Source organism: Delftia sp. WSY_16, assembly GCF_043104415.1.
In the GTDB taxonomy this organism is placed as follows: domain Bacteria; phylum Pseudomonadota; class Gammaproteobacteria; order Burkholderiales; family Burkholderiaceae_C; genus Comamonas; species Comamonas tsuruhatensis.
In genome coordinates this window covers 109,479-124,502 of the sequence record NZ_JBICKS010000018.1, presented here as the reverse complement: position 1 = coordinate 124,502, position 15,024 = coordinate 109,479, and the positions used below count along the sequence as shown (strand labels likewise).

The following is a 15,024-nucleotide window of genomic DNA, read 5'->3' as shown; positions in this document are numbered from 1 at the left end:
TAATTGCAGGCCTGGGCGCTGCAAATTCACAAGGCATCATGAGCTGGAGCTACGACGACACGCCAACGGCCCTGCAATACTTTGCAGCGCTGGTGCAAAGCGATGAACACCTGCCGCTGATGGAGGCGGCAATCAGCATCGCCCAGGATGCCGTGCCCGATCTCGACCTGCAGGCGGCCAGCGCCGAACTGGACCGGCTGCAGGTGCGCCTGGTCCAGCGCCTGGCCGGCGAAACCGATCCGCTGCAGTGCCTGCGCGGACTCAACCAGTTCTTCTACGGCGAGCTGGGCTTTGGCGGCAATCTCAACGACTACTACGACCCCGCCAACAGCTACATCCACCATGTGCTGCAGACGCGGCGCGGCATTCCCATCAGTGTGGCGCTGATCTGGCTGGAGCTGGCTGCGGCCATCGATCTGCCGGCGCAGGGCGTGAGCTTTCCCGGCCATTTCCTGGTCAAGATGCGCCTGCCCCAGGGGCAGGTGGTGATGGACCCGTTGAGTGGCGAGTCCTTTTCGGCCAACAGCCTGGCCGAGCGGCTGGAGCCCTTCTGGCAGAGCGCGGGCCTGTCGGCCGAAGAGGCCGCTCCGCTGGGCATGTACCTGCAGGGCGCCTCGCCGCGCGACGTTCTGGAGCGCATGCTGCGCAACCTGCAGGAGATCCACCATGCCCGGCGCGACTGGCCGCTGCTGGTGGCCGTGCTCAACCGGCTGGCCGTGCTGCGGCCCGACATGCCCGAGATCCTGCGGGACCGGGGGCTGGCCTATGCGCAATGGGGGGTGACCGAGCGTGCGCTTGAAGACCTGGAGCGCTTCCTGCAGTCCCAGCAGGGCGCGCAGGCCGTGGCCGTGCGCGAGGTGATCCGGCGGCTGAGAGGGCTGTAGCCGCCCGCGCGTGGGCTGATCAGACCAGCCGGACGGCTTCCAGCTCTTTCTTGAGATAGGCGTAGAACAGCGGAGCCGCCACCAGGCCTGCAGGGCCGAACACCGATTCGGCCACGAACATCACCGCCAGCAGCTCCCATACGCCCATGTGCGTGCGCTGGCCCACGACCTTGGCGTTGATCACGTACTCGGCCTTGTGGATCAGGATCAGAAAGCCCAGGCAGGCGGCGGCGGCCACAGGGGACACCGACAGGCCCACAATGGTGATCACCGCATTGCACAGCAGGTTGCCCACGATGGGCACCAGGCCTGCAATGAAGGTCAGCGTGATCAGGGCTGGCGTATAGGGCAGGGTCAGGTTCCAGTGCGGCAGCACGCCCAGAAGGAAGATGGCCGTCAGGAAGGTATTGAAGGCCGCAATCCAGAACTGGGCCGCCACGATCTGGCGGAAGGCCAGTCCCATGAGCCGGATGCGCTCGCGCAGCGCTGCCACCAGGGGCGGGCGGCGCGTGACCATGGGACGCACGGCGGCCAGGGCGCCGATGATCAGGCCCACGTAGGCATAGAGCAGGCCGGTGAGCCAGGCGCGGCCCGCATGGGCCAGGGCGCCGGCCTTGGCGGCCAGGTAGCTGGCCAGCAGGTGCTGGATTTCCTGTGCGCCGTCCGGCAGCTGGTCGGCCATGTCGGCCGGCAGCTTGTCACGCAGCTCCAGCACCGTGTGCGCCAGATAGTCGAGCAGCTCGCGGTACTGCTGCGGCGCGTCGGTGATGTAGGTGCGCGTGTGCGACAGCGCGCCGCTGAGCAGGGCCAGCGGCGCAAGAATGACGATGGTGGCTGCCACCAGTTGCGTCCAGCGCGGCAGCGAGCCGCGCCGGGACTTGGGCTGGGCGCGTGACAGCAGCCCGGCAAGCGCGCGCGTGACCAGAAAGCCCACGCAGACGCACAGCATGCCCGGCAGCAGCCCCTGCCACATGATCAGCAGCAGGGCGCCGGCCATCAGCACATAGCTGGACAGCGTCACGCCGCGCGTGGGCGCGGGCTGCGGGGAGATGATGGGCGAGGGCAGGTGCTGGGTCATGCGCTGCGGGCCCGTGGTCAGCGGACCTCGACAGGCTCGCCCTCGCCGCGTGCGGCGATGCGTCCGATGGTGTGGACCGTCTCGCCCAGCTTCGCGAGCGTGGCGGCCGTGGCTTCGGCAGCCTCGGCGGGCACGACAACGACCATGCCGATGCCGTTGTTGAAGGTGCGGTTCATTTCCACGGCGTCGATGCCGGCCGTCTTCTGCAGCCAGGCGAACAGCTCGGTCTGGGGCCAGCTGCCGGCATCCAGGTGGGCGGCCAGGCCTTCGGGCAGCACGCGGGGGATGTTCTCCAGCAGGCCGCCGCCCGTGATGTGGGCCAGCGCCTTGATGGGGTGCTGCTCCAGCGCCGCCAGCACGTTCTTCACGTACAGGCGCGTGGGTTCCATGATGGCCTGCTTGAACGGCTTGCCGTCCAGCGTTTCGGGCAGGCTGCCCTGGCTTTCGGCGCGCTCGATGCACTTGCGCACCAGGGAGAAACCGTTGGAGTGCACGCCGGCCGAGGCCAGTCCCAGCACCACGTCGCCAGCAGCAACGCTCTGGCCCGTGAGGATCTTGGACTTTTCGACGGCGCCGACGGCAAAGCCGGCCAGATCGTATTCGCCGGCCGGGTACATGCCGGGCATTTCGGCGGTTTCACCGCCGATCAGTGCGCAGCCCGACAGTTCGCAGCCGCGCGCAATGCCGCCGACCACGGCAGCGGCCGTGTCCACGTCCAGCTTGCCGCAGGCGAAGTAGTCGAGGAAGAACAGGGGCTCGGCGCCCTGGACCAGCACGTCGTTGACGCTCATGGCCACCAGGTCGATGCCGACGGTGTCGTGCATGTTCCACTCGAAGGCCAGCTTGAGCTTGGTGCCCACGCCGTCGGTGCCCGAGACCAGCACGGGCTCCTTGTAGCGCTTGGGCACCTCGAACAGTGCGCCGAAGCCTCCGATGCCGGCCATCACGCCTTCGCGCATGGTCTTCTTGGCCAGCGGCTTGATGCGCTCGACCAGCGCGTCGCCAGCGACGATGTCGACGCCGGCGTCTTTGTAGGAGATCGGGGTAGAGGAGGGGGCAGAAGAGCTCATGGATGGGTACGGTGCGGTAGGCCCGAGGCCGGGCTGGAACCCCGGGATTCTACGGCGCCGGCCGCCGGCAGGCGCGCGCGCCAGTGGGCTTCGAGGGGGCTTTCGTTGCACAAGCGGGCCGGCTGCCGCCGTGCCGTGCGCCGCGCAGACTAAAATCCCTGTTGCGCCCGGGAACGCCCCGGCGTCGCCCGCCTTGCCGCAGCGCTGCGGCAGGGCGGGCCTGTCTTTGCTATCAACCCAATGCCGTTGCCGATTCCTTTGCCTGCTTTTGCCGCATGGACCCGCCTGGACACAGGAAAGGGGGCGCTGCGCGTATGTCGCAGATGAAGCAGCTGGCTCTGGATATCAGCATGGCGTCGAGCCCGACGCTGTCGCGCTTTTTCGTCGGCCCCAATGCCGCGGTGATCGATCATTTGCGCCATTGGGTGGGCGATGGCCGCATGCAGACGGCCCGCACGCCAGTGCCCACTTATCTTTGGGGCGAATCGGGCTCGGGCAAGACCCATCTGCTCAAGGCCGTGCGCGAGGCCCTGCGCGAGCAGGGTGCCATGGTGGGCTGGATGGATGCCTCCACCCTGTTCCCGCCGCCCTTCGACGAGCGCTGGGCGGCGGTGCTGATGGACGATGTGGACATCTACACTCCGCTGCAGCAGGCGCGGGCCTTCAACTGGTTTGTGAATGCGACGAGCCCGGCCACGGGCTCGCCGCGCTGGGTGCTGGGGGCCGGCCCGCTGCCGCCGGCAGACCTCAAGCTGCGCGAGGATCTGCGCACGCGGCTGGGCTGGGGCCATGTGTTCCAGCTGCAGCTGCTCGACGAAACCGCGCGCCGCGCGGTGCTGCGCCAGGAGGCCGATGCCCGTGGCGTTTTTCTGGGCGACGATGTGATGGACTACATGCTCAAGCGCTTCTCGCGTGACCTGGGCAGCCTGATGCAACTGCTCGACATGCTCGACGGCTTTGCGCTGCGCAACAAGCGCGCCATCACCATTCCGTTGCTCAAGACGATGCTGGAAACCGAATGAGCCCGCATTTTCTTGTGGGCAGGGACTGCGGGAGCCGGCGGAGCCTGCGTTGCAAGGGCAGCGCGGGACCCATTTTTTTAGGATATGCATGACCTCTGATCAGAAGCAACTCCGGCCCCGGCTGGCGTTGTTCGACCTGGACCACACGCTGCTGCCGCTCGATTCGGACTATGAGTGGGGCGAGTTCACGACGCGCATCGGCTGGACCGATCCGGTCGAGTTCGGCCGCCGCAATGCCGAGTTCTTCGCGCACTACCAGGCGGGCACGCTCGACGTGCACGACTATGTGCGCTTTGCCACCGAGGCCTTCTGCGCCCGTGGCGCGCAGCAGGCCGCCGAGGCGCACGAGCGCTTCATGCGCGAGGTGATCACCCCCGCCATCCGTCCCCAGGCACTGGAGCTGCTGCGCACGCACCAGCAGGCGGGCGACCAGATCATCATCGTCACGGCCACCAACGAGTTCGTGACGCGCCCCATCGCCGCCGCCCTCGGCGTGCAGGAATTGATCGCGGTGGAACTGGAGCGCGACGCGCAGGGCTGGTTCACGGGCGAGATCCGTGGCACGCCCAGCATGCGCGGCGGCAAGGTGCAGCGCATGCAGCAGTGGCTGGATGCGCGCGGCCTGCAGTGGAGCGGCGTGGAGACCTTCTTCTACAGCGACTCCTGGAACGACGTTCCCCTGCTCGAGCGCGTGGACCACCCCGTGGCCACCAACCCCGACACTCGGCTGCGCGCCCTGGCCCAGGAACGTGGCTGGCGCATTCTGGACCTGTTTGGCGAAGCACCATGATCAAGAACATCATCGACAAGCTGCTGGGCAAGGCCTCGGCCGCTCCACGGGCGCGCAAGTCGCCCTTCGGCAAGCGCCAGGAGGTGCCCGTGCAGGTGCACGGCATCGACCCCAACCTGGTGGACCGGCGTGCCATCGACGTGGTCGAGACGCTGCAGGATGCGGGCTACGAGGCCTACATCGTCGGCGGCGCCGTGCGCGACCTGCTGCTGGGCCTGCGCCCCAAGGACTTCGACGTGGCCACCAATGCCACGCCCGAGCAGGTCAAGGGCCTGTTCCGCCGCGCCTTCATCATCGGCAAGCGCTTTCGCATCGTGCACGTGGTCTATGGCCGCGGGCGCGAGAACGAGGTCATCGAAGTCTCCACCTTCCGCGCCTTCCTGGACAACAGCGCGGCCGAGGCCGTGAGCGGCAACGAGCGCACCAGCAAGGCCCAGCTCGCCGGCATGCACCATGCGGTGGACGCCAGCGGCCGCGTGCTGCGCGACAACGTCTGGGGTCCGCAGGACCAGGATGCCACGCGCCGCGACTTCACGATCAACGCCATGTACTATGACCCGCGCACGCAGATCGTGGTCGACTATCACAAGGGCATTGACGACGCCAAGAAGCGCATGCTGCGCATGATTGGCGACCCGGCCACGCGCTACCGTGAAGATCCGGTGCGCATCATCCGCGCCGTGCGCTTCGCCGCCAAGCTGGCGGGCAAGGGCTTCAAGCTCGAGCCCAAGACGGCCAAGCCCCTGGTGGAGTGCGAGCCGCTGCTGGCCGATGTGCCGCAAAGCCGCCTGTTCGATGAAATGCTCAAGCTGCTGCAGACCGGCCATGCGCTGGCTTCGGTGGAGCAATTGCGCGGCCTGGGCCTGGCGCGCGGCATCTACTCGCTGCTGGATGTGGTGGTCGAGCGTGCCGAGCAGCCCTTTGTGCAGGCCGCGCTGACCGATACCGATCGCCGTGTCGAGGAAGGCAAGCCCGTGGCGCCCAGCTTTCTGCTGGCCTGCGTGCTGTGGCATGACGTGAAGACCGGCTGGGAGCGCCGCCTGAACCAGCGCCAGCACCCGTTTCCCGCGCTGCAGGAATCCATCGACGAAGTGTTCGACCAGCGCATCGGCGATGTCTCGGGACGCGGCAAGCTGGCCGCCGACATGCGCGAGATCTGGGTCATGCAGCCGCGCTTCGACAAGCGCACGGGCGCCACGCCGTTCAGCCTGGTGGCCCAGCCGCGCTTTCGCGCGGGCTTCGATTTCATGCGGCTGCGCGCCGACATCGGCGAGGTCGAGGAAAGCCTGGCCAGCTGGTGGCAGGAGTTCCAGAATGCCGACGACGCGCGCCGCGACGACCTGATCGCCCAGGCGCGCGACGAGCAGCGCGCCCGCCAGCGCAGCGCCGAACCCAAGGTGCACCGCGTGCCCAAGGTCCGCCAGCCGCGCGATGGCGTGAACCTGGCGGAAGGCGTGCAGCCTGAGGATCCCGCACCGGCACAGGCTGGCAGCGAGGAGGCTGCAGCGCCCAAGAAGCGGCGGCGCCGCCGCCGCAAGCCCCAGGGCGGGGGCGATGGCGGCATGGGCGGTGATGACTGAGCCAGGCCACTGGGTCGCCATCGGCCTGGGTGCCAACCTCGGTGACTGCGGCCAGGCCCTGGGCCAGGCCTTGAAGGCCATCGGCGGCCTGACGGGCACGCGCCTGCTGGCCGTCTCCTCGCTCTACAGCACGGCGCCCATCGATTCCAGCGGTCCCGACTATCTGAACGCCGTGGCCGCTGTGCGCACCACGCTGCAGCCGCTGGCGCTGCTCGATGCGCTGCAGGCCATCGAACTGGCGGCCGGGCGCGAGCGCCCCTACCGCAATGCGCCGCGCACGCTGGACCTGGACATCGAGCTGTGGGGCGACGAGCGCATCGCGCTGCCGCGCCTGAGCGTGCCGCACCCGCGCATGCACGAGCGCGCCTTCGTGCTCGTGCCGCTGGCCGAGATCGCGCCTGAGCGCGTCACGCCCGCGCAGCTGCAGGCCGTGGCGGGGCAGGGCATCTGCCTGGCGCACAAGCCTGGCTGGCATCTCCGGCAAGCCTGAATCCCGACAGTGGCCTGAATGAAAAAGCCGCAGCGCCCTGAGGGCGGCTGCGGCTTTTTGCCAGGCGGGACGCGATGGATCGGCTCAGTCCACCTTCGCTCCGGAGGCCTTGACGATGGCCTGGTACTTGGCGCGCTCGGCCGCCATGAACCTGTCGAACTCGGCGGGCGTGGAGGACACGGGCTCGGCCATCAGGGTCTCGAAGCGGGTCTTGGTCTCGGGCGCGGCCAGTGCGTCGGCAAAGGCCCGGCTCAGCTTGTCCAGCACGGGCTTGGGCGTGCCGGCCGGGGCGACCAGGCCCCACCAGGTATCGATGGCAAAGCCGGGGAAGGTCTTGGACAGCGCGGGCACGCCGGGCAGCAGCGTGGTGGGGTTCAGCGAGGTCACGGCCAGCGCCTTGAGCTTGCCCGAGCGGATATTGGGTGCAGCGGCAGCCAGGTTGTCGATGTTGAAGTCCACCTCGCCCGACAGCAGGGCCAGCTGGGCCGGGTTGGCGCCACGGTAGGGCACGTGCAGGGCGAAGATGCCGGCTTTTTGCTTGAGCATTTCGCCCGCCAGGTGGCCTGCGCTGCCGTTGCCGCCGCTGCCGTAGTTGAGCTTGCCGGGGTGGGACTTGGCGTAGGCGATCAGGTCGGCCACGCTGTGGATCTTGAGCTGCTCGGCACGGGTCGCATTCATCACCAGCACGTTGGGCACGCGCACCATCTGGGTGATGCCCGCGAAGTCCTTGCCCGCGTCGTAGGGCATCTTGGTGTACAGCCAGGGATTGACGGCATGGGTGGCCGTGGCGGCCAGGCCGATGGTCATGCCGTCCGGCGTGGCGCGGGCAATGGCGTCGGCGCCGATGTTGCCGCCGGCGCCGGCCTTGTTGTCGATGATTACCACCCCCAGGGAGTCACGCACCCGCTCGGCCAGCGCGCGCGCGGTGATGTCCAGCGGACCGCCGGGCGCATAGGGCACGATCAGGCGGATGGGCTCTTGCGCCAGGGCAAGCGGGGAGGCCAGGGCAGCAGCGGCCGCCATGACCGAGAGAAGGCTGTTTCTACGGTTCATAGGGGCGCTATTGTGCAAAAAAATTGCGACACCTGGCTGCGCGCAGGTATGGGAAGCAGTTTTTCTGCGTATTGCTTGATCCGTGCCACCTTCTGCGCACTCAGGAAGCCTTGTCGGCCTCGGAGGTGAACGCGTCCGCGTAGAACTCTTCCGCCGGCAGGCCGCGTTGCTCCACATAGGCATGGCGTGCCGAATCGACCACGATGGGCGCACCGCAGGCATAGACCTGATGGCCGGACAAGTTGGCAAAGTCGTCCAGCACGGCCTGGTGCACGAAGCCCGTGCGGCCGGTCCAGCCGTCTTCCGGCAGCGCGTCGGAGACCACGGGCACATAGCACAGCTGGGGCATGGCCTCGGCCTGCTCGCGCACCCAGGCGTCGAGGTAGAGGTCCTCGGGCCGGCGTCCTCCCCAGTACAGGGTGACGGAGCGGGTGATGCCCTTGTGGCGGATGTGCTCCAGCAGCGCCTTGATGGGGGCGAAGCCCGTTCCCGAAGCCAGGAAGATGAGGGGCTTGTCGCTGTCCTCGCGCAGGAAGAAGCTGCCGAACGGGCCCTCCACGCGCAGGATTTCCTTTTCCTTCATGGCGCCGAACACGTGGTCGGTGAACTTGCCGCCCGGCATGTGGCGGATGTGCAGCTCCAGCCCCGGTGCCGTGTCCTGCACATGGGGGGCCGTGGCCATGGAGTAGGCGCGGCGGGCGCCGTCGCGCAGGATGAATTCCACGTACTGGCCTGCGTGGTAGCGGAACTTGTCTGCAGCGGGCAGCTGCAGGCGCACCTGCATCACGTCGTGCGACTTCTTCTCCAGCGTGGCCACGCGCACGGGCATCTTCTTGATCGGGAAGGCGCTGGCATCGGTCACCTGGCGCGACTCCAGCACCACCGAGGTGCTGGGCGTGGCGCAGCAGGTCAGCACATAGCCGTCGGCCTCTTCCTGGGCGGTCAACGCTTTTTCCGAGTGGGCGCCATGGGTGACCTCGCCGAGCAGCTTCTTGCACTTGCAGGAGCCGCAGGCACCGTCCTTGCAGCCATAGGGCAGGCCCACGCCGCAGCGGATGGCGGCGGCCAGGATGGTCTCGCTGCCCTGCGTGGCGAAGGCGCGGCCGCTGGGCTGTACGGTGATTTCGTGGGAAGCGTTGGCTATCTCGGTCATGTTCTCGGTATCCTCGGGGGCGCTGGCGGCGCGTGGAGCGCGCCGGCGATCTTCTTTCCCGGACGGACATGCCGCTGCCGCGACCGGCGGCGCGCGGGTGGCCGCCCTCGCAACAGGCCAGGATTTTGCCCTCAAACCAAAACCCATTGGGCGCGCTGCCGGCGCGCTTTCGACGCGAACGCGTGCTCATCGTCGGCTGCGGCGACGTGGGGCTGCGCGTGGCTGGTGCATTGGCGGGCGCGCCCGTCGCCCGTTCGGGTGCCGCACGACGGGGCCCGCGCGTGCTGGCCCTGACGCGTGGCGCCGAGCGCCTGCAGGATCTGCGCGGGCGCGGCATCACGCCGCTGCTGGGCGATCTGGACGCGCCTGCCACGCTGCGCCGTATGGCCGGCCTGGCCACGCGCGTCGTCCATTTGGCGCCGCCGCCCAATCCGCCTGCCGGCGAAGATGGCTGGTGGCTGGACCCGCGCACCACGGCTTTGCTGCGCGTGCTGCGCCTTCGCGGCCGGCCGGCCAGCCTGGTCTATGGCTCGACCTCCGGCGTCTATGGCAACTGCGAGGGCGCCTGGATCGACGAAAGCCGCCCGCCCGCACCGGCCACGGCGCGTGCCCAGCGCCGCGTGAACGCCGAGCGAGCCGTGCGCTTTGCCGGGCGCGGAGGCCTGCGCGCCAGCATTCTGCGCATCCCGGGCATCTATGCGCCGGACCGGGAAAACGGCACGCCGCGCGGGCGCCTGCTGCGAGGGACCCCCCTGCTGTGCGCCGCAGAGGATGTCTATACCAACCACATCCATGCCGACGACCTGGCCCGCGCCTGCGTGCGGGCGCTGTGGCTCGGCCGGCCGCAGCGCATCTACCACGCCAGCGACGATACGCAGCTGCGCATGGGCGACTACTTCGACCTTGCGGCCGATCTCTATGGACTGCCGCGCCCCGCACGCATCACGCGCGAGCAGGCGCAGCGCGAGCTGCCGGCCAGCCTGCTGAGCTTCATGGGGGAGTCACGCCGCCTGCGCAACCAGCGCCTGAAGGAGGAGCTGGGCCTGAGATTGCGCTACCCGACCGTGGAGCAGGGGCTGCGCGCCTGAATCAGCGCGGGTGGATGCCGCCGTTGGTGTCGTAGCAGCGGAACACGTTGCAGTGCGAGATGGGGGCCGAAGGCGGCAGCGGCTGCGGCGGCACGGGGCGCCCTATGATCCACGGCCGGTTGATGGCGTTGGGCTGCAATGCGCGCGATTGCTGCAGCTGTTCATAGGCCTTGGGGCCCAGGCAGGCCATCTCCATCTGCTGCTGGGCGGCCTGGCTGCGCGGGCCCCAGGTGGCAGGATCGGGATTGGCCTCGGCCAGGATGGTGTCCAGGCGGCGGCGCGCCTGCTGGCAGGCCGGGGAGTCGCCGCCGTCGCGCTGGGCCGAGTTCTCGCGCTCGCGCCGGCTGCGTGCCTCGCGTTCCTGCTGCTGGGCACGCGTGCGGCGCTCGGCCTCTTCGCGGGCCAGTTGCTGGTTCTTGCGCTCTATGGCGGCGGCGGACTGCGCGCGCTCGCGCTCCAGCTCTTCGGGGCTGGGGGCTTCCTGCACCTGCACGCGGTTTTCGCCGTCCTTGCAACTGCTGTTGGTGTAAGTGACTCGGCCGGTCTTGGCATCCGTGCAGCGGATGACCTGGGCCGAGGCCGGGCCTGCGATGAGCGCCGCCACCAGCGTTACAAGCATCGGTACAAGCATCGGCACAAGCGCAGGGCGCTGGCAAAGGTCTTGGGTACGGTGCATGGCGGTTTCCTTTCCCATCACAAGCGGCACAGGGATGCGGTGTATTGCCGATTATGGTGCGGCGCCCAGGGGCTGGAAATGCCGCCGGTCAGCCGTTCAGCGCCAGTGGCGCGGATCCTGGGTGGGGTAGGGGTTGCCACCGCCCTGGCTTTCGCGCTGCATGCGCTCGATGGCGCGTTGCTGCTGCTCGCGGTCACGCTGCTGCTGCTCCCGGTCCCGTTGCTGGCGTTCGCGCTCGCGCTGCTGCTGGCCCTGGTCGCGTTCGCGCTCCCGCTGCTGGCGCTCGGCTTCGCGGCGCTGCTGCTCCTGCATGCGCTCGCGCAACTGGCGGTCGCGGTCCTGGGCCTGGCGGTCACGGTCCCGGTCGCGCTCGCGCATTTCACGCTCGCGTTGTTGGCGGTCACGCCAGGCATCGCGGTTGCGTTCCTGCTGGATGCGCTCGCGCTCGTATTGCAGGCGCTCACGTTCGCGCTGCAGGCGCTGGCGCTCGTACCAGCCGTTGTCCGGATAGGCGGGTTGCGTGGGATACGAGGGGTAGACGACGCCGCCCGACGGATAGCTGGGATAGGACGGGTAGCTGGGATAGCTGGGGTAGCCGGAGCCCATGTCCGAATAGCCATCGGGCGGCACGGCGCAGGCGGTGACCAGGGCTGCAAGGCCAAGGCCGGCCAGCAGGCGCAGGGGGCGCAGGCCAGGCTGCGGGCGCTGCTGCGTGGGGGAGGCGTTGGTTCGGGTCATGGTGTGGTGTCCGGGCAAAGGCGTGTTTCCTGTCTGGATCTCTTCATATGACGTTTGACAGGCCTCGATGGTTGACCTGGATCGTCCTGGCGAGGCAACGACGGCGACAGCGGGACTTCTATTTTGATAGCAATTGGTCCATGCACTGTAGGTGCTTCCAGATGAAATCCGCAGGCACAGCGCGCAATGGCTGCGGTCGCCCCGATCGCCGCAATGGCATCTGCGCGGGACTAGAATGGCCGCTGTCTTTGGCGGCGCGCAGTCCGTGCGCCGCAAAGCAGCGTTCTCAGGGCGGGGTGAAATTCCCCACCGGCGGTATCTGGATCTGTCTTTCGGCATGTGTCCAGCAGCCCGCGAGCGCCCGGCTAGCCGCAAGGCCGGCCGGGGTCAGCAGATCTGGTGAGATGCCAGAGCCGACGGTCACAGTCCGGATGAAAGAGATCGCGCAGCACCTGCATGGCAGGCGCCATGCCCATGGTTGTCCCATGGGCTGCGCCGCGCCATGCGGCGCCATGGCGCGCGCCCTGATTCATTTGTCTCATCTCGAAAGAGCACCATGAATCAGACTCCTGTCTCCTTGAACTTCTCCGCACACGGCACGGCCTCGGGCACGCCGTGGAAGGCCGTCGCGGGCCGCAGCCGCGTGGCCGTGATCTGCGCGAGCTGGCATACCGATGTCGTGCACCAGGCGCGCGACTCCATGGCGGCCGAGCTGCAGGCCCAGGGAGTGGCCGCGCAGAACATCAGCCACTTCAACGTGCCCGGCGCCTTCGAGATCCCGCTGCTGGCCAAGAAGCTGGCCGACAGCGGCCGTTTCGACGCGGTCATCGCCTGCGCGCTGGTGGTCAACGGCGGCATCTATCGCCACGAGTTCGTGTCCTCGGCCGTGATCGACGGCCTGATGCGCGTGCAGCTCGATACCGAAGTGCCGGTGTTCTCGGCCGTGCTCACGCCGCGCGATTTCCACGAACATGGCGACCATGTGGAGTTCTTCCGTGCCCACTTCGTGAAGAAGGGCGTGGAAGTGGCGCATGCCTGCCTGGCGGCGCTGGACCAGCTGGCGCAGGTACAGGCACTGGGCCAGGCGCGCGCGGCCTGAGCCGGCCAGCCTCCCAGCACAGCTTTGGCTGGGGAAGGATTCTCGTAAACACTGAGTTGGGGCCGAGTGTCGCGGTCCCGTCACGCGGCGTGACGCGCCATTGCCAAGCCGCGATGACGGGAATAACGTGACGGCCTGTTTCAACTGAGGAGTGCGCGATGAAGATGTCCCGGAAGTTGTGTATTGCGGCCGTCGTGGCCGGCATGGGTGGCGTGGCCATGGCCCAGGAGCAGGTGATCCGCATCGGCCACATCGGCCCCGTGTCCGGACCCCAGGCCAATTTCGGCAAGGACAACGAGAACGGCGTGCGCATGGCCATTGACGACCTCAATGCCAAGGGCATGGAGATCGCCGGCAAGAAGGTCAAGTTCCAGCTGGTGGCCGAAGACGATGTGGCCGATCCCAAGCAGGGCACGGCCGCTTCGCAGAAGCTGTGCGACGACAAGGTCGCCGGCGCCGTGGCCTTCCTCAACTCGGGCGTGGCCATTCCCTCGTCCAAGGTCTTCCAGGACTGCGGCATTCCCATGATCACGGGCGCGGCCACCAACCCCGACCTGACCAAGCCCGGCTGGAACACCACCTACCGCGTGATTGCCAATGACAACGCGCTGGGCGCGGCGCTGGCCAAGTACGCGGCCGAAACGCTCAAGCTCAAGACCGTGGCCATCATCGATGACCGCACGGCCTACGGCCAGGGCCTGGCCAATGTGTTCAAGAAGGATGCGGAAAAGCTGGGCGTGAAGGTCGTGGCCTCGGAGTTCACGAACGACAAGGCCACGGACTTCATGGCCATCCTGACCTCGATCAAGGCCAAGAAGCCCGAAGGCATCTTCTACGGCGGCATGTATGGCCAGGCCGGCCCCATGCTGCGCCAGATGGCCCAGTTGGGCATGAACGATGCCAAGTACTTCGGCGGCGACGGCCTGTGCGTGCCCGAGCTGGCCAAGGTGGCCGCCGGCGCCAAGCCGCTGGACAACGTGATCTGCGCCGACGGCGGCGCCTCGCTGGCCAAGATGCCTGGCGGCACGGAATGGAAGAAGCGCTACGACGCCAAGTACCCCGGTCAGTTCCAGGTCTACAGCCCGTACTTCTACGACGCCACCATGATGCTGGCCGACGCCATGAAGCGCGCCAACTCCTGGGACCCCAAGGTCTACATCCCCTTCCTGCAGAAGGCCGACTACTCGGGCGTGACCTCCAAGATCGCTTTCGAGAAGAACGGCGAGATGAAGAACCCTTCGTACACGCTGAGCGTGTTCAAGAACGGCCAGAAGACGGCCCTCGACTGAGAGCCTGTCCTCCCTTCGTTTTCATGCCCGCCTTGTGCGGGCTTTTTTTATCGGCCCGGGACCTCGGCCGGGGCCTGCGCCGGCGCATCGACCACGCCGGGCAACTGCGCCAGATAGGCCTGTAGCGCGGCAATGGCCTGGCGCACCTTGGCGGGCTGGGCCTGGCGCTGCGGGGTGACGGCCCAGATGTCCAGGCCGCCGAAGTCCCAGTCGGGCAGCAGGCGCACCAGGCGTCCTTCGGCCACCGCGTCGGCAACGTCCATGCTGCCCAGCAGGGCCAGGCCCAGGCCGGCCTCGCACATCTGCTGGAGGGACAGTTGGTTGTTGCTGGCCACATGGGGCTGCACCTGCAGGCTGTAGGTCTCGCCCGTGGCCGGGTGGCGTGCCTCGGCCCGCAGGGCCTGGCCCTGGCCTTCGCGCGCAAGGCCCAGCCAGCGCGCGCTGGCCAGCGGTGCCGGGTGGCGCCAGGCCGCGCCGCCGCCGTGCTCCTGTATCCATGCGGGCGAGGCGCACAGCCAGTTGCGCATGGCGCCCAGGCGCCGGGCCGCCCAGCCTGAGTCGGCCAGACGGCCAAAGCGCAGCGCCAGGTCGATGCGGCTTTGGATGAGGTCGATGGGCGCATCGTCCACATCCAGGTGCAGGCGCAGTGCCGGATGCCGGGCCAGCCAGCTGCCCAGGGCCGGCGCGATGTGGCGCGCAAAGCCCACGGTGGCCGACAGGCGCAGTTCGCCGCCGGGCTCGTCGCGCGCGGCGGCCAGCTCGGCCCGCGCCTGGCTGGCGGCCTGTGCCATGGCGGCGCACTGCTGGTAGTAGCGCTCGCCCGTGTCGGTGAGGGCGATCTGCCGGGTGGAGCGGTGCAGCAGGGTGACGCCGCCGTCGCGCTCGAGCTGGCGCACCTGCTGGCTCACGGCCGAGGGGCTCATGCCCAGGGCGCGCGCGGCGGCGCTCATCGATCCGTGCTGCACCACGGCGGCGAAAACGGCCATGCGTTTGTAGTCGTCCATGGGCTGTATT

General features: G+C 68.4%; 15 protein-coding genes and 1 riboswitch. Of the genes, 8 read left to right on the top strand and 7 right to left on the bottom strand.

The genetic code is table 11. The features are described from left to right. Positions 1 to 38: 38 nt before the first annotated feature. Positions 39 to 884, top strand: a complete 846-nt coding sequence (locus tag ACF8O7_RS08820; RefSeq protein ID WP_016448980.1) for a SirB1 family protein — start codon at positions 39 to 41, stop codon at positions 882 to 884. A 19-nt stretch (positions 885 to 903) separates the two neighbouring features. Here the strand turns inward: ACF8O7_RS08820 and ACF8O7_RS08815 are convergent, their stop codons facing one another. Both ACF8O7_RS08815 and purM read right to left on the bottom strand, forming a co-directional pair. Continuing rightward, positions 904 to 1,962 (bottom strand): AI-2E family transporter, encoded by a 1,059-nt coding sequence (locus tag ACF8O7_RS08815; RefSeq protein ID WP_016448979.1) that lies wholly within the window; start codon positions 1,960 to 1,962, stop codon positions 904 to 906. A 17-nt stretch (positions 1,963 to 1,979) separates the two neighbouring features. Next, positions 1,980 to 3,032, bottom strand: coding sequence for a phosphoribosylformylglycinamidine cyclo-ligase (gene purM / locus ACF8O7_RS08810; protein WP_016452588.1), 1,053 nt, complete (start codon positions 3,030 to 3,032; stop codon positions 1,980 to 1,982). Positions 3,033 to 3,355: 323 nt separating this feature from the next. Between purM and hda the strand changes: the two genes are divergently transcribed. The 4 genes from hda (at position 3,356) to folK (ending at position 6,914) form a co-directional block, all read left to right on the top strand. After that, positions 3,356 to 4,054, top strand: coding sequence for a DnaA regulatory inactivator Hda (hda, locus tag ACF8O7_RS08805; RefSeq protein WP_026062235.1), 699 nt, complete (start codon positions 3,356 to 3,358; stop codon positions 4,052 to 4,054). A gap of 88 nt (positions 4,055 to 4,142) precedes the next feature. Continuing rightward, entirely contained in the window at positions 4,143 to 4,844 is a 702-nt protein-coding gene (locus ACF8O7_RS08800; protein ID WP_016448977.1) for an HAD family phosphatase, read from the top strand. Next, complete coding sequence (pcnB, locus tag ACF8O7_RS08795; RefSeq protein WP_126312437.1) at positions 4,841 to 6,424, top strand: polynucleotide adenylyltransferase PcnB; 1,584 nt, start codon at positions 4,841 to 4,843, stop codon at positions 6,422 to 6,424. The genes ACF8O7_RS08800 and pcnB overlap by 4 nt, the downstream gene beginning before the upstream one ends. After that, a complete protein-coding gene (gene folK, locus ACF8O7_RS08790; protein ID WP_016448975.1) occupies positions 6,399 to 6,914 on the top strand; it encodes a 2-amino-4-hydroxy-6-hydroxymethyldihydropteridine diphosphokinase in 516 nt (171 codons plus the stop codon). The genes pcnB and folK overlap by 26 nt, the downstream gene beginning before the upstream one ends. 84 nt (positions 6,915 to 6,998) lie before the next feature. Here the strand turns inward: folK and ACF8O7_RS08785 are convergent, their stop codons facing one another. Together ACF8O7_RS08785 and ACF8O7_RS08780 are read right to left on the bottom strand one after the other, a co-directional pair. Next, positions 6,999 to 7,967 carry a tripartite tricarboxylate transporter substrate binding protein gene (locus ACF8O7_RS08785; protein ID WP_193615987.1) on the bottom strand — a complete coding sequence of 323 codons (969 nt, stop codon included), beginning with the start codon at positions 7,965 to 7,967 and terminating at the stop codon, positions 6,999 to 7,001. A gap of 100 nt (positions 7,968 to 8,067) precedes the next feature. Next, complete coding sequence (locus ACF8O7_RS08780; RefSeq protein WP_016448973.1) at positions 8,068 to 9,120, bottom strand: CDP-6-deoxy-delta-3,4-glucoseen reductase; 1,053 nt, start codon at positions 9,118 to 9,120, stop codon at positions 8,068 to 8,070. Positions 9,121 to 9,188: 68 nt separating this feature from the next. Between ACF8O7_RS08780 and ACF8O7_RS08775 the strand changes: the two genes are divergently transcribed. After that, complete coding sequence (locus ACF8O7_RS08775; protein ID WP_016452584.1) at positions 9,189 to 10,208, top strand: SDR family oxidoreductase; 1,020 nt, start codon at positions 9,189 to 9,191, stop codon at positions 10,206 to 10,208. A gap of 1 nt (position 10,209) precedes the next feature. On the opposite strand, the gene ACF8O7_RS08770 is transcribed toward ACF8O7_RS08775, so the two are convergent. After that, positions 10,210 to 10,884 (bottom strand): DUF4124 domain-containing protein, encoded by a 675-nt coding sequence (locus tag ACF8O7_RS08770; protein WP_126312438.1) that lies wholly within the window; start codon positions 10,882 to 10,884, stop codon positions 10,210 to 10,212. A gap of 96 nt (positions 10,885 to 10,980) precedes the next feature. Beyond that, the gene (locus ACF8O7_RS08765) at positions 10,981 to 11,622 is read right to left on the bottom strand and encodes a hypothetical protein (RefSeq protein WP_016448970.1); all 642 of its coding nucleotides are present in this window, start codon (positions 11,620 to 11,622) and stop codon (positions 10,981 to 10,983) included. Positions 11,623 to 11,900: 278 nt separating this feature from the next. Further along, positions 11,901 to 12,069, top strand: a riboswitch (FMN riboswitch). A gap of 109 nt (positions 12,070 to 12,178) precedes the next feature. On the opposite strand from ACF8O7_RS08765, the gene ACF8O7_RS08760 reads away from it, so the two are divergent. Together ACF8O7_RS08760 and ACF8O7_RS08755 are read left to right on the top strand one after the other, a co-directional pair. Further along, positions 12,179 to 12,721 carry a 6,7-dimethyl-8-ribityllumazine synthase gene (locus ACF8O7_RS08760; RefSeq protein ID WP_016448969.1) on the top strand — a complete coding sequence of 181 codons (543 nt, stop codon included), beginning with the start codon at positions 12,179 to 12,181 and terminating at the stop codon, positions 12,719 to 12,721. Between the two features lie 158 nt (positions 12,722 to 12,879). Continuing rightward, positions 12,880 to 14,010 carry a branched-chain amino acid ABC transporter substrate-binding protein gene (locus ACF8O7_RS08755; RefSeq protein WP_016448968.1) on the top strand — a complete coding sequence of 377 codons (1,131 nt, stop codon included), beginning with the start codon at positions 12,880 to 12,882 and terminating at the stop codon, positions 14,008 to 14,010. A gap of 47 nt (positions 14,011 to 14,057) precedes the next feature. On the opposite strand, the gene ACF8O7_RS08750 is transcribed toward ACF8O7_RS08755, so the two are convergent. Next, positions 14,058 to 15,014 (bottom strand): LysR family transcriptional regulator, encoded by a 957-nt coding sequence (locus ACF8O7_RS08750; RefSeq protein WP_016448967.1) that lies wholly within the window; start codon positions 15,012 to 15,014, stop codon positions 14,058 to 14,060. Between the last annotated feature and the right edge of the window lie 10 nt (positions 15,015 to 15,024).